Here is a 13,290-nt window from a genome sequence, read left to right as displayed (position 1 = left end):
GGCGTGCTCTTTTTAGCTCATCAAAATATTGGTTTTTTTTACGCAGTTACTAAACCGGTTTAGTAAAAAGTGAGGAGAAAAAATATGAAGATACAATTAGCATTAGATCGTGTCACAATTGAAGAAGCTATTATCCTTGCCAAGCTGGCAGAACCCTCTGTTGATTGGATTGAAGTAGGTACATCTCTTATAAAAGAGTATGGAATTGAAAGCATTTATAAAATCAAACAGGCATTTCCGCACAAGACGATTGTAGCAGATATCAAAACGATTGATAACGCAGAGTATGAGTTTACAATGTGCTATCAAGCAGGTGCAGATATAGCAACAGTCATGGGTGTATCACCTTTACCTACGATAGATACTTGCGCAAATGTCAGCGAAAAATGGAATAAAAAAATGATGGTTGATTTATTAAACACGTCAAGCAGCTCGCAAAAGCAAGTGGGTATTTATAGAAACGCTATTTTTTGCCATCATATCAGCAAAGACGAGCAAGAAAAAGAAGGAAAATCGCTGAGTCAAATAAATTTGCGGCAATATTTTCATTCAGATGCCCAAATAGCAGTAGCAGGAGGAATTAATCCAACCTCAGCAGCATCATTACTTCAAATGAAGGCGGACGTCGCGATTATTGGATCAGCGATTACAAAAAGTGCGGATGTGGCAAAAGCATCTGCTGAATTTCAAAACTTATTTATGAGCAGGGGGAACGTATAATGACAAAAACACAAACGATTTTAGACGAAATTACGGCCGTAATGAATCACATAAAAGAACCGCAAATAGAAGAAGTAGCGTTTTCACTTTACCAAGCAAAACGGATTTTTGTTATAGGCGAAGGCCGCTCTGGGTTAATGGGCAAATCGTTTGCGATGAGACTGATGCATTTAGGTGCGACAGTATATGTTGTAGGGGAGACCATTACTCCTTCGATTGCAGCAGGTGACGTGTTGGTGGCTGTATCTGGTTCAGGAAAAACACAGCAAGTGGTGAGTGTAGCAAAAAAAGCGAAAGAGGTAGGATGTTCAGTTATCGGCATTTCAGCTAGTACAGAATCACCATTAACTGCTCATACTGATGAGCTGCTGCACATTCCCGCTGCAACCAAATATCGAAGTGAAAATGAAGCAGCTTCCATTCAGCCTTTGGGCTCGTTATTTGATCAATGTGCTCACGTTGTATTTGATACCATTTGTTTAGAATACGGGAATTTGAATCACATGAATCATGAACAGGCGTTTAAGCAGCACAGCAATTTAGAATAAGAGGAAAGAGGTTAGAACAAAAGTAGGTTATTTAAAAGAAAATCCGAACGATGAATCGAGATTCTTGATAAAGAATCACATTCGTTCGGATTTTTTCATTGGTATCGGTGAGCGTAGGTTTCGTGGGTGTAGTTGCTTCTAGCTGTTGATTGAATCGAGATAGTTATGTCTCATCTCCTTTGATACAGGCAAGTCTAAGTCTGAACGTTGACTTCACTTCAAAGTAAATAACAGCATTTTTATGCTGAAATTGCTATAATATACAAGCCGGTACATATACTAAGGCGACTGAAAATAAAGGAGTTTTGATTAATGAAAAAAATAAAATTAATTTCACATAACGATTTAGACGGGGTAAGTCCGGCACTATTGGGTCGGTTAGCGTTTGGCGATGACAACTTTGATTACAGCACGGTAAGCATTGGCCGCATCAATGACACAGTGACACATTTTATTGAAGAAGAAAACGATGGAGACACAGCTTTATACATAACGGATATTAGCGTGAATGAGGAAGTAGCGGAAAAATTAAATGAACTGGTAAAAAAAGGCCAAAAAATCACTCTTATTGACCATCATATCTCTGCTCTTCCACTAGCTGAGAAATACGATTGGGTTCATGTTATTGCAGAAGACGAAAACGGTAAAAAGACGGCAGCTACATCTCTTTTCTACGACTACTTAGTACGCAACAACATGCTCCAAAAAACGGCGTTGCTTGATGAGTACGTAGAACTTGTGCGCTTATTTGATACGTGGGACTGGTTCCATGAAAATAACTTGAAAGCAAAGCGCCTTAATCACCTATATTATCTAATCCCGCATGAAGAATTTAAAGAAACTATTCTAGAAACGCTTCGTGAATCGTACCATACTGAAAATCAAGAATTTACGTTTACGGACAAACATGAAATTTTACTAGAAGCAGAAGAAAAAAAGATTGAAAAATACATTTACGACAAGCAAAAACAAATCATAAAAGAAAGGGTTGAAATTGATAACACAGCGTACAACGCAGGGATTGTATTCGCAGATACATATCAGTCTGAGCTAGGAAATGCACTGTGTCTAGAAAACGAAGATATCGACTTTTCCGTTATGGTGGACATGGGACGCCAAAAGATTGGCTTCCGTGCAGTAAAAGACGAAATCAACTTAGCAGAAATTGTTGGGCACCTTGGAGGAGGAGGTCACCCAAAAGCTTCTGGATGCAAGTTAACGGCTGAAACGTTTGCTCTTTTCGTCACGGATCACTTGTTTAAAGACGAAGAAAAAAGTGAATAAAGCGTATAAGGAGGAGATGATATGTCGTTTAAAGATTTAGTTGTTGTTGTTACCGGAGCTGCGAACGGAATAGGTAAAGATGTATCCCGCGCATACGCGAAACAAGGAGCAAAAGTGGTATTGGCAGATGTGGACGAAACCGAAGGAGAGCGTCACGCAGAAGCTATTCAAAGACAAGGCGGAGAAGCCATTTTTGTCAAAACAGACGTCCGAAAAGAAGGCGACATTTTAAATCTCGTTGAAAAAACGGTCAGTACGTATGAAACGATACATATTTTGATTAATAATGCAGGCGTTTCCCGCTGGAAATCACCGTATGAGCTAACCATTGATGAATGGGATGACATTATCAATACGAACCTGCGCAGCGTGTTTCTATGCTCTCGCGAAGCAGCTAAGGTGATGAGAAAAAACGAAAGCGGAGGCTCCATTGTAAACTTAGCTTCTACAAGAGCTACAATGTCTGAACCTCACACAGAAGCCTATGCTGCTACAAAAGGAGGAATCGTTGCTTTAACTCACGCACTTGCCATTTCACTTGGTGATGACAATATCACAGTAAACGCTATTTCTCCAGGATGGATTGAGACATCTGACTACGATGGCCTTCGTGAAATCGATCATGCGCAGCATCCGTCTAATCGGGTGGGAACGCCAGCCGATATCTCAAGAGCGTGTATGTACTTAACAAACGTCGAAAATGATTTTGTAACAGGAGCTAACCTCGTAGTAGACGGGGGAATGACGCGAAAGATGATTTATGAACATTAAGCATCTAAGAAAAAAGACTGCCGTATTTAGCAGTCTTTTTTCATATAATCAAGAAAAGAAAAAGATAATCATTTTTGCTTGACAGAACAAAATAATCATTGTAAAGTAAGTTACATAAAGTAATTAAATTTCAATTAATATTTTTTTAGTTTAATATCTCGAATTAGAGATATAAGAATTCATTATATCTTGTTTATCTCCTTTTATCAGGGGGAAGGGTATAAACATGCAATTTAAGCTTGAAAAACAAACAATTAGGAGTGTGGAAAATGGGTTTTTTAGATAAATTATTTGATAAATCAAGTGATCAACAACAGGTTGGAAAAGATTTTTATGAAGCGATTAAAAACCGACGTTCTATTTATGCAATTGATAAAAATGTAAAAATATCAGAAGAAAAAATTGAAGAAGTTATTAACTTTGCGGTGAAACATACTCCTTCAGCATTTAATTCCCAAAGCGCACGCGTAGTCGTTTTATTTGGCGAACAGCATGATAAAGTATGGGATATTACGAGAGAAACGCTTCGTAAAATTGTTCCAGCTGAAAATTTTTCAGATACGGATCAAAAAATGAACTTATTCGGAAGCGGCTATGGAACAGTTCTTTTCTTTGAAGATCAAGAAGTAGTTGAAGGATTGCAAAAGCAGTTCGCATCTTACAGCGAAAATTTCCCGGTTTGGTCTAACCAATCATCAGGCATGCTGCAGCATGTGATTTGGACAGCGCTTGAGCTCGAAGGCCTAGGAGCAACATTACAGCATTACAATCCATTGATTGACGATGAAGTAAAAGCAGCTTGGAATATTCCAAGCTCATGGAAATTAATTGCCCAAATGCCATTTGGTAATCCTGTGTCACCTGCGGGAGAAAAAGAATTTCAACCGCTAACTGAACGTGTAAAAGTATTTAAATAAGCAAAATAAGAGGTACGGACAAAATTATTTTAGTTGAAGCAAAATCCGAACGATTCATCGTTCGGATTTTTTCATTGGTATGGCAAGCGTAGGTTTTGCGTATGTAGTAGCTGCTTCTAGCGGTTGATTTCGTTATGTCTCAGCCTCTTTTTTTGATAAATAGTTTGAATATTCTTTTATGTTTAACCTAAGAAAAATGCGGTTAAATAGGAGGAGTAGTCCTCAAATCTTCTGTGGAATTTATGCGCTATACATAAGCAATTCAACGATGTTTTACAAAAAAATAAAGTTTTTAACTTGGTTTTTTAGAGAATATTTGTTAACATATCCACTTGTGAGGTCTTAGTAAGAGGAGGATGATGTAAAGAATCCCATATCGGACGCAAGGGCGTAGATATGTGGAGTGGGAATTTTAAAGGAGGATTTTATGTCTGATCAAGGAAATCAAGGAAAATTTAAAAAATCAATATCGTTACTTGACCTAACGTTAATTGGGATGGGAGCTATTTTTGGTTCCGCCTGGTTATTTGCGGTTAGTAACGTAGCGTCAAAGGCTGGGCCAGCCGGAAGTTTTTCGTGGCTGATTGGCGGAGTCATTATTTTACTTATCGGTTTAGTGTATGCTGAACTTGGAGCAGCGCTGCCGCGTACCGGTGGAATTATCCGTTATCCGGTTTACTCACACGGTCATTTAGTGGGTTACTTAATTTCATTCATTACCATTATTGCTTACACTAGTTTGATTGCTATCGAGGTAACGGCTGTACGTCAGTATGTTGCTTTTTGGCTTCCTGGTCTAACTAAACATGGTTCTGAATCGCCTACTACAGTCGGCTGGTTATTTCAGTTCGCGTTATTAACGCTATTTTTTATCATTAACTACGTAAGTGTAAAAGCATTTGCTAAGTCAAATGTTATTATATCTGTGTTCAAATATGCGGTTCCTCTTACAATTATCGTCGTGTTGGCTTATCACTTTAAATCAGCTAACTTTACAACTGGCGATTTTGCTCCGTTTGGTTTTAATGGTATCCAAGCAGCCATTTCAACAGGTGGCGTTATGTTTGCTTACCTAGGACTTCACCCTATTGTTTCTGTAGCCAGTGAAGTTAAAAACCCGCAGCGTAATATTCCAATCGCGCTCATTATCTGTATTGTACTTTCAGCGATTATTTACACAGCACTGCAAGTATTGTTCATTGGTAACATCCCGGCTGATATGCTATCAGGAGGATGGGGAACAATTCAAGAGCAATTCTCTTTACCATTTAAAGATATTGCACTTATTTTAGGCCTTGGCTGGTTAGTAACGCTTGTTATTTTTGATGCTATTTTATCACCAGGCGGTAACGGGAACATCTTCATGAATACAACTTCTCGTTTAGTTTATGCTTGGTCTCGTAATGGAACATTATTTAAACGTTTCTCAAAAGTAGATAAGAAAACAGGAATTCCACGTGCGTCACTATGGCTATCATTTGGAATGTCCGTATTCTGGACACTGCCATTTCCTTCTTGGGAAGCGCTAGTAAACGTATGTTCAGTGGCACTTATTCTGTCTTATGCGATTGCGCCAATTTCAGCTGCTGCATTCAGAGTAAATGCAAAAGATCTTAAAAAACCTTTTAAATTAAAAGGCATGAGCGTTATTGCTCCTGTATCATTTATTTTCTGTTCATACATCGTATATTGGTCAGGGTGGACGACAATTTCTTGGCTGCTAGGATCACAGCTTCTAATGGTTGTTATCTACGTAGCGTTTAAGAAATACGTACCAACTGACGTTGTAAAATTTGCACAGCAGCTTAAATCTGCTTGGTGGCTAGTTGCTTATTATATTATTATGCTTGTTATCTCTTATCTAGGTTCATTTGGTGGAGGACAAGGTGTGCTAAGCAACCCGCTTGACTTAATTTTAATTGCTCTTGTTTCACTTGGTATTTTCTACTGGGCGAAATACACAGGTTTACCAAAAGCAGTTATCGATACAGATGATTAATAAAAAAACACGGCATGAATTCATGCCGTGTTTTTCGCTTGTATAGGGGGTGTACTCTATTTACTTATCAAACAGCCACGTTTTTAATATAGCAGCATACTCACGAAAGTAGGCTTGAAGTTTAATTGAATTTGGTGTCTTTGCACCTAAAGGATAAACGTCAAAACCTTGACGTTTAGCAATAATAGAGGCGCGAAATAAATGAAAATCACTGCTAACAAGGACGACTTTTTTGTGTTGAATATCAACTTTCTGTTTAGTAAAAGTAAAATTCTCAAAAGTAGAAGTTGACTGATTTTCTTTTATAATTCGATTCTCTTTAATTCCTTCTTTCCGCAGAAAACGATAGGCTGCCTCTGCTTCAGAAATTGCTTCATCGGATCCTTTTCCGCCCGTTACGATAACTTTTGTTTGTTGATGTGCTTGTAAATAAGATAAAGCCGTCTTTACTCGTTCTTTTAAACTAGGAGACATTTTGTCACCATCTACTTTAGAACCTAAAACGAGCACATAATCTGCGTTTTGCGGAACAGGCTTGTGAGCAGTTTGATACATACAAAAAGATATAATTGCTATATAAAGAACAAGAGAACCAATAAAGGTATAAATCATTTTTTTCTTCAACTGTGAGCACCTTCCTAGCTATTTCATAAGATGTTTGGAAAATAATTGTTATTATAGCATACGAGACCCAAATAAGTATAAACACAGTAATATATAATAATAGAAGAAAATCGTTATTGTGAATGGTTATAAAATTCGTTACAATAAAGAATAAATGATTTTAAAAGTGCCTCTAAGGAGGATAATAGGGAAATCGGTGTAAATCCGGTGCAGCCCCCGCTACTGTAAATGTGGATGAACCTGCAAAGACCCACTAGTCAAACTAGGAAGGGTGCAGAAGTAAAACGAAGCATAAGCCAGGAGACCTGCTTTTAAAAACCCCTTATTTTTCGGTGGGAGAAATAAGTCAAGACAATGTGTTAATGAGCGCATGACCAAACCTTGACTTTTACAGTTAAGGTTTTTTTATGTGGTAGGGAGTGGGAAAAGTGAAAAAAGGAAAACCGCTTATGATTCAAGGAACGCACTCAGACGCTGGAAAAAGCATGATTGCTACAGCATTTTGCCGTATTTTTAAAGAAGACGGCTATCAAACTGCACCGTTTAAATCGCAAAATATGGCGCTTAATTCATACATTACAATGGATGGAAAAGAAATTGGCAGAGCGCAAGGAATTCAAGCAGAAGCGGCTGGAGTAGAAGCAACAACCAATATGAACCCTATTTTAATTAAACCAACTCGTGATCATGAATCTCAAATTGTCGTTCACGGAAAACCGCTACGTAATATGTTTGCTTTTCAGTATCGGCAAGAATTTTTTAATGAAGGTTTGAACGTTATCACGGAAGCTTATAAAGAGCTTGCCAATCATTATGATCGAATTGTGATTGAAGGCGCTGGAAGTCCTGCCGAAGTCAATTTGAACGATCGGGAACTCGTAAATATGCGTGTTGCAAAAATAGCAGAAGCGCCTGTTGTGCTAGTAGGAGATATTGATAAAGGTGGCGTTTTCGCGAGCCTAGTGGGTACTCTTCAATTGCTTCCAGATGAACACAAGTCTAGAGTTATCGGGGTGTTAATTAATAAATTCCGAGGAGATTTAGAACTTTTAAAACCAGGTTTGAAGTGGTTTGAAGAATACACGGGTGTTCCGGTTCTAGGAGTTATTCCTTATATGAACAACGTGGAAATTGATGCGGAAGATTCGTTATCACTTAGAAATTACTCAACGCTTGTGAATCCGTTAAAAGAAATTGATATTGCGGTCATCTCGTACCCGCGCATCTCAAATTTTACAGACATCGATCCTTTAAGCTTAGAAGAAGACTGTCACGTGAGGCTTGTAACCAAGCCGTCGCAATTAGGTACGCCTGATTTAATTGTTTTACCAGGAAGCAAAAATACGATTGAAGATGCGCAGTTTTTACAAGAAAGCGGCCTGGATCTAGCCATTAATCAAGTATTGAACACAACGAACGTTCACGTCATTGGCATCTGCGGAGGATATCAAATGCTAGGGGAGACAATTACAGACCCTGATGCAGTAGAATCTCGGATTGAATCCATTAAAGGGCTGGGCTTGCTTCCAGTGGAAACGGTTATGACAACCAGCAAAAAAACAGAAAGAGTTGCTGGGTATGTCCAGCTAGAAAGTGAAAGAGTTTCGATTGAAGGCTACGAAATTCATATGGGAAAGACGATTTCTAAGAGCACCACGGAAGCTTTTGCAGTGGTAGAGCATGAAAAAGAAGGAACGGTTAAAGACAACGTCATTGGCACGTATGTTCATGATGTGTTTCATAATGATGCTTTGCGCAGAGCTTTGCTTAATCAAATTCGTAAACATAAAAAATTGCCGCCTATTACGGACACATTCAACAGTCGCCTGCAAAAAGAGGAATCTTTTTCAAAAGCAGCAGCATATGTGAGAGAAGCCGTAGATATGGAAAAGCTGTATCAGTTAATAGACAACTATAAAAGCCCGGAGCAAACACAAAAAGTATAGCTTGTAGAGGCTTTCGCTTGTTTTTTTGCCGAGAACTTTAGTACGCTATTCTACGTTGCCTAGTTCAACAGTCTAGCACTCATAACAAATAAAAGATGATTGTTTCCAACTTAATGCATGGTGGAAGCATGGTTTATGGACAGGAAAATGAATGGTTAATGTAATATAAAACATCACGCCTCGTTTCCTAGAGGAGCTGAACGTATTGATTTTTAAACGTATTTTTTTTAACAAAGTATCTATTTTATACATAGTCAGTTTATTTATTGTATGTACTTCGGTAATTATGGGCGTATTTATTGGTACAGTTTCGTTAACCGTAGGAGATACAATCAAAATTATTATTGGCCACCTTACCGGGCTATCCTTATATCACGGTCCCGAAAACATGGATTTAATCATTTGGCAAATTCGTTTTCCAAGAGTACTGGTGGCATTTTTAGTAGGAGCTTCGCTTTCAATAGCAGGGGCTGCCTTTCAAGGGCTATTAAGAAACTCTCTTGCTGATCCTTATACGATTGGGGTTTCCTCAGGTGCAACCCTTGGCTCTGTCATGGCAATTTATTTTCATTGGAGTATTTTTGGTTTGTCTATCTTCACGCTGCCTGTAGTCGGCATTGTATCTGGTTTTATTACTCTTCTTTTAGTTTTTGGTATTACGAAACTCGCAAGCGGCAATTTGGCCAATGAAACCATCATCTTAGCGGGGATTATTTTATCATCCTTTATGAGCGCGCTTATTTCATTAATTGTGGCTCTTTCTCCCGAAGAAGATGTAAGACAGGTTTTATATTGGCTAATGGGAAGCGTATCAATGAGAGGATGGTCTCATATTCAAATTTTAGGGCCGTTCTTTTTGATTGGTACAATTATGCTGTTGTTACATGTAAAAGAGCTGAACGGCTTAGCATTTGGCGATCAATCCGCTCAGTTTATGGGAATAGACGTAAAGAAGAAAAAAAGAATGATTTTAATAGGTGCATCCGTATTAACAGGGGCTGCGGTATCAGTATCTGGGGCAATTGGATTTGTTGGCTTAGTTATCCCCCATGTAGTGCGTCTCGTAGCGGGAGCTAATCATAAGCATGTACTGCCGCTTTCTATTTTAATTGGAGGAAGTTATTTGGTTTTAGCAGATTTATTGGCACGAACGATATTAGAACCTCGTGAACTGCCGATTGGAGTCGTAACCGCCTTAATTGGTTCGCCAATCTTTACCCTGCTCCTTGTAAAAGAACGTATGCGGAAAAGAGGAATATCATGATTGAACTATATAATGTGACAGGAGGATACGATAGGCAGCAGCCGACCGTTCGTGACATCACGTTCACCGTAGACAAAGGTTCTTTTGTCGCTTTACTAGGACCAAATGGAAGCGGGAAAACAACGCTTATTCGCTTGATTATGAATGTATTAACCATTCAATCAGGCGAAGTGAAGGTAGAAGGAAAGTCAGTGAAGGCTTATTCACCAAAACAGCTGGCGCAAAAAGTTGCAGTCATGACGCAAGAAAATCAAATTGGGCTAGAATTTACGGTTCAAGAAATTGTTTCACTTGGACGTTACCCTTATCAGGCAAAAGGATTGTTTAGCACTGTATCAGCACAGGATGAAGAAGTGGTGGAAAGCGTGATGAAATTAACAAATGTTTGGCACTATAGAAATCATACTTTTCAATCGCTGAGCGGTGGAGAAAAACAGCGGGTTTTACTGGCTAAAGCACTGGCGCAAGAACCTGACTACTTACTTCTTGATGAACCAACGAATCACTTAGATGTAAAACATACGATGGAACTGCTTCAGCTGCTAAAAACGTTACAGCAGGAAATGAGCTTAACGGTTCTGGCCATTTTGCATGATCTCAACATCGCCTCGCTGTTTGCAGATAATGCTGTGTTACTGAAAGATGGAAGAGTAGAAGAAACGGGGATGGATGCTATTTTTCAGGATGCAGCTACGTTAAAAAGAGTATATGGGGTTGATTTGCATGTATTTCACCATCCCGCTGTGAACAAGCGGCAAATTGCTTTTGTGCCGCCGTATCAATATCCAGAGACGGACTTTCATGAGTTATATCAGTTACAAAAGGAACCGGGCAACCTATGTTTATCCTTTGTTCGTCCTTTGAGAACTCTTTCACTGGGTTCAAATGAAACAGGCCTAGACTGGTGTCAAGAAATTGTTCAACAGCAAAGCAGTGCTAACGCGGCGTGGAAATCTGCGTCTTTATCCAGTCATGAAGTTCGCTTAAAAGACGATAAAGGTTACTCGTGGCTGACTGTGCTGACACATGGACAAAAAGAGAATGAAATGAATATTGTTCTACTAACAAATACACCGCTTTCGGACGCGAACTTACTTCATGCAGCGATGAAGGTAATTGAATACCGGGCTTTCTTAGGGAAAACAGGACGTATTGCTGTAGCATCATCTCATCATAAAGAAGAAAATCAAGAAGAAATTTCAGAGTTCTTAATGGAACGCCTCCAAAAAGAATTACAACTATTTATGGAAACAAAAATGACCGACAATTGCTTTAAATAAGCAGTAGCGGTCATTTTTTATTCTTCGGAGTGATCATCAGATTTTTCTGGTTCACCTCCTGAACTCATCGTTGTTTCAGTTGTATGTTCATCAACCTTTTTTTCTTTTAGCTTAACAGAAAACAAGTCTTTGACTTCTTCATCTACTTGATCAGAGTCAGCGCTGTAAGTGGTGCCGATGTTTAAGTGACCCGTCAAATCTTTAATGCCTAGCTGGCCGAAATTATTACTAAGATCAATTTTGTCTAACAATACTTTTTCGACCATGATTTTTTCAACAACAATGGACTGCTTTGGCTGAGTTACTTCATCAATCTTTTTGTCAAGAGTTTTCACCATCTCATATAAGGCGGTATTAGAAGATTCTTCCTTTAACGCAGAGAGCTGATTTTGAATAGCCTCGAAATTAGGAGCTGACTGCATAGCCGAGAGTAAATGAGCTGTTTGCTCGTGCAGTTGAGACAGTGATTGAATAAGGTGAGCTGATTCATGTAATTGCTGATGAAGCTCTTCTATTTTAGGGATCGCGTCGGTTAAACGCGTCACTTGATCAATAATTCCCTGCAGGTTCAGCGCTGAATCTGACGAAAGAGCAGGTTTTGTGACTTCAGCTTCAGCAGATGTCTTAGGCTCCGTTTGGCTAGACAACTTCTTTGGCTGCTGAGAAGGGTTCTTTAGATTAGACTGTTTTTTAGTTTTCATCTTTTTGGGTAATTCTTTCCGCTTTTGATTAGAACGTTGGTCTATGGGACTTACTTTTTTTTTGGTTGGAAGGGAAGACGGATTTATTTTGCGGACTGTTTCAATTTTAGGCGATTGTTTAAACCACTTAGAAAACATGAAATTCCCTGCCTTTCATGCTACGTATAGTTCTGCACAATAAATTACAAATCAAATTTCACATGCAAAAGACCATCTTTAAATGATGCGTGACACGGCGCTTCCTCTACAGCAGGTGGAAGGATAATTGATCGTTGAAACGTTCCTTCACGTCTTTCTTTGTGAAGAACATTTGCATCCTTCACGGTTAAAAGAGATGAACCGGATATGTGTAAAGTATTTTCGTGCATAGTCAATTCGACGTCTGTTCGTTTAGCACCGGGTATTTCAATTACAACTAACAGTTGATTTGCCCATTCATATACATCAATTAAAGGATAATCTCGATACTCATTTACAATCTGAGGAGAAGCATCTGCTTCCGTATCATTCTTTTCTTCATGATCATCATCAAAAATCTTTTCCCAAAATTTCGTATGGTTTTCTTCTTGTAACGTTTCTGCCCACTTTTTAAATTTTCCGTGATTCATATTTGTCACCTTCTTTAAAAAAATAAAACAAGGCCTTTTGCAGCTTTCTATTTTATATGTATGCATGAAAACAGAAAAAAACGTCCACTTTAATCTAAATCGTGGACGTCTATTTGAGACATAGGAATATTAACATGTTTAGGCATCCGGATTTCCAACACTCCGGAACGATATACGGCGCGCGTACCTTTTTTGCGAACCGAACAAGGAAGCTGAATTTCTTCTTTGAAGGATTCTTCTCCATCTATTCCTTCAATCGTGCACACGTATGGAGTATGATAGACTTTAATGCTTGATACAATATCGCGATTAGGGATTTTCAACTGAACAATGCATTCGTCTAATGTATTGATGACGTTTGAATCAAACCTTCTTAGCTGTTGTCCTTGACCTTCATTTCCCACATCCTGCTGTTCTTTCATCATGTCTTGAGCTTGCTTAAAGAATTCATTTCCTTGCATAAAATCCGGAAAAGAATGGGACATCGTAGAAGAAATCATTTGTTGAATATACTTATTCATGTCTTTAGATGCCATTCCTTTTGGGATATTTTCCATCATTCCTTTAAAAGGAGACTTTCCAAATGGAAACATATTTACACACCTCCTTGTAATGTGCCAAGTAAACT

13 protein-coding genes and 1 riboswitch are annotated in these 13,290 nt (G+C 38.6%); of the genes, 9 read left to right on the top strand and 4 right to left on the bottom strand.

Annotation, left to right across the window (positions count from 1 at the left end; translation table 11 throughout):
• The first annotated feature begins 84 nt into the window (after positions 1 to 84).
• The 6 genes from hxlA to BG04_RS26860 all read left to right on the top strand — a co-directional run bounded on the left by hxlA (position 85) and on the right by BG04_RS26860 (position 6,239).
• Complete coding sequence (gene hxlA / locus BG04_RS26885) at positions 85 to 720, top strand: 3-hexulose-6-phosphate synthase (protein ID WP_034650902.1); 636 nt, start codon at positions 85 to 87, stop codon at positions 718 to 720.
• A complete protein-coding gene (gene hxlB / locus BG04_RS26880; RefSeq protein WP_034650905.1) occupies positions 720 to 1,268 on the top strand; it encodes a 6-phospho-3-hexuloisomerase in 549 nt (182 codons plus the stop codon). Before hxlA ends, hxlB begins: the two co-directional genes overlap by 1 nt.
• Before the next feature lie 312 nt (positions 1,269 to 1,580).
• Positions 1,581 to 2,552 (top strand): DHH family phosphoesterase, encoded by a 972-nt coding sequence (locus BG04_RS26875; RefSeq protein ID WP_034650908.1) that lies wholly within the window; start codon positions 1,581 to 1,583, stop codon positions 2,550 to 2,552.
• A gap of 21 nt (positions 2,553 to 2,573) precedes the next feature.
• Positions 2,574 to 3,323, top strand: coding sequence for an SDR family oxidoreductase (locus tag BG04_RS26870; RefSeq protein WP_034650911.1), 750 nt, complete (start codon positions 2,574 to 2,576; stop codon positions 3,321 to 3,323).
• Between the two features lie 269 nt (positions 3,324 to 3,592).
• Positions 3,593 to 4,240: a nitroreductase family protein gene (locus tag BG04_RS26865; RefSeq protein ID WP_034650914.1), complete on the top strand. Its 648-nt coding sequence runs from the start codon at positions 3,593 to 3,595 to the stop codon at positions 4,238 to 4,240.
• Between the two features lie 427 nt (positions 4,241 to 4,667).
• A complete protein-coding gene (locus BG04_RS26860; RefSeq protein WP_013083735.1) occupies positions 4,668 to 6,239 on the top strand; it encodes an APC family permease in 1,572 nt (523 codons plus the stop codon).
• 60 nt (positions 6,240 to 6,299) lie between these two features.
• Here the strand turns inward: BG04_RS26860 and BG04_RS26855 are convergent, their stop codons facing one another.
• Complete coding sequence (locus BG04_RS26855) at positions 6,300 to 6,863, bottom strand: YdcF family protein (RefSeq protein WP_034650916.1); 564 nt, start codon at positions 6,861 to 6,863, stop codon at positions 6,300 to 6,302.
• Positions 6,864 to 7,010: 147 nt separating this feature from the next.
• A riboswitch (cobalamin riboswitch) is annotated at positions 7,011 to 7,190 on the top strand.
• Positions 7,191 to 7,282: 92 nt separating this feature from the next.
• Between BG04_RS26855 and BG04_RS26850 the strand changes: the two genes are divergently transcribed.
• The 3 genes from BG04_RS26850 to BG04_RS26840 all read left to right on the top strand — a co-directional run bounded on the left by BG04_RS26850 (position 7,283) and on the right by BG04_RS26840 (position 11,353).
• On the top strand, positions 7,283 to 8,809 hold the full coding sequence (locus tag BG04_RS26850; RefSeq protein ID WP_034650917.1) for a cobyric acid synthase: 1,527 nt from the start codon (positions 7,283 to 7,285) through the stop codon (positions 8,807 to 8,809).
• Between the two features lie 205 nt (positions 8,810 to 9,014).
• Complete coding sequence (locus BG04_RS26845) at positions 9,015 to 10,073, top strand: FecCD family ABC transporter permease (protein WP_034650919.1); 1,059 nt, start codon at positions 9,015 to 9,017, stop codon at positions 10,071 to 10,073.
• Positions 10,070 to 11,353: an ABC transporter ATP-binding protein gene (locus tag BG04_RS26840; RefSeq protein WP_034650921.1), complete on the top strand. Its 1,284-nt coding sequence runs from the start codon at positions 10,070 to 10,072 to the stop codon at positions 11,351 to 11,353. The genes BG04_RS26845 and BG04_RS26840 overlap by 4 nt, the downstream gene beginning before the upstream one ends.
• Before the next feature lie 17 nt (positions 11,354 to 11,370).
• Here the strand turns inward: BG04_RS26840 and BG04_RS26835 are convergent, their stop codons facing one another.
• The 3 genes from BG04_RS26835 to BG04_RS26825 form a co-directional block, all read right to left on the bottom strand.
• On the bottom strand, positions 11,371 to 12,192 hold the full coding sequence (locus BG04_RS26835) for a hypothetical protein (protein ID WP_034650923.1): 822 nt from the start codon (positions 12,190 to 12,192) through the stop codon (positions 11,371 to 11,373).
• A 44-nt stretch (positions 12,193 to 12,236) separates the two neighbouring features.
• Entirely contained in the window at positions 12,237 to 12,662 is a 426-nt protein-coding gene (locus BG04_RS26830; protein WP_013083730.1) for an Hsp20/alpha crystallin family protein, read from the bottom strand.
• Positions 12,663 to 12,751: 89 nt separating this feature from the next.
• Complete coding sequence (locus BG04_RS26825) at positions 12,752 to 13,255, bottom strand: Hsp20/alpha crystallin family protein (RefSeq protein ID WP_034650927.1); 504 nt, start codon at positions 13,253 to 13,255, stop codon at positions 12,752 to 12,754.
• Between the last annotated feature and the right edge of the window lie 35 nt (positions 13,256 to 13,290).

The sequence above is a fragment of the Priestia megaterium NBRC 15308 = ATCC 14581 genome, from assembly GCF_000832985.1.
Classification (GTDB): Bacteria; Bacillota; Bacilli; order Bacillales; family Bacillaceae_H; genus Priestia; species Priestia megaterium.
The sequence above is the reverse complement of the archived record's forward strand: the minus strand, read 5'-3'. Positions and strand labels throughout refer to the sequence as shown.

What these genes read in the sequence shown, in the direction of transcription:
- hxlA (WP_034650902.1), top strand. Translation starts at nt 85, where the DNA reads ATGAAGATACAATTAGCATTAGATCGTGTCACAATTGAAGAAGCTATT.
- hxlB (WP_034650905.1), top strand. Translation starts at nt 720, where the DNA reads ATGACAAAAACACAAACGATTTTAGACGAAATTACGGCCGTAATGAAT.
- BG04_RS26875 (WP_034650908.1), top strand. Translation starts at nt 1,581, where the DNA reads ATGAAAAAAATAAAATTAATTTCACATAACGATTTAGACGGGGTAAGT.
- BG04_RS26870 (WP_034650911.1), top strand. Translation starts at nt 2,574, where the DNA reads ATGTCGTTTAAAGATTTAGTTGTTGTTGTTACCGGAGCTGCGAACGGA.
- BG04_RS26865 (WP_034650914.1), top strand. Translation starts at nt 3,593, where the DNA reads ATGGGTTTTTTAGATAAATTATTTGATAAATCAAGTGATCAACAACAG.
- BG04_RS26860 (WP_013083735.1), top strand. Translation starts at nt 4,668, where the DNA reads ATGTCTGATCAAGGAAATCAAGGAAAATTTAAAAAATCAATATCGTTA.
- BG04_RS26840 (WP_034650921.1), top strand. Translation starts at nt 10,070, where the DNA reads ATGATTGAACTATATAATGTGACAGGAGGATACGATAGGCAGCAGCCG.
- BG04_RS26835 (WP_034650923.1), bottom strand. Translation starts at nt 12,192, where the DNA reads ATGTTTTCTAAGTGGTTTAAACAATCGCCTAAAATTGAAACAGTCCGC.
- BG04_RS26830 (WP_013083730.1), bottom strand. Translation starts at nt 12,662, where the DNA reads ATGAATCACGGAAAATTTAAAAAGTGGGCAGAAACGTTACAAGAAGAA.
- BG04_RS26825 (WP_034650927.1), bottom strand. Translation starts at nt 13,255, where the DNA reads ATGTTTCCATTTGGAAAGTCTCCTTTTAAAGGAATGATGGAAAATATC.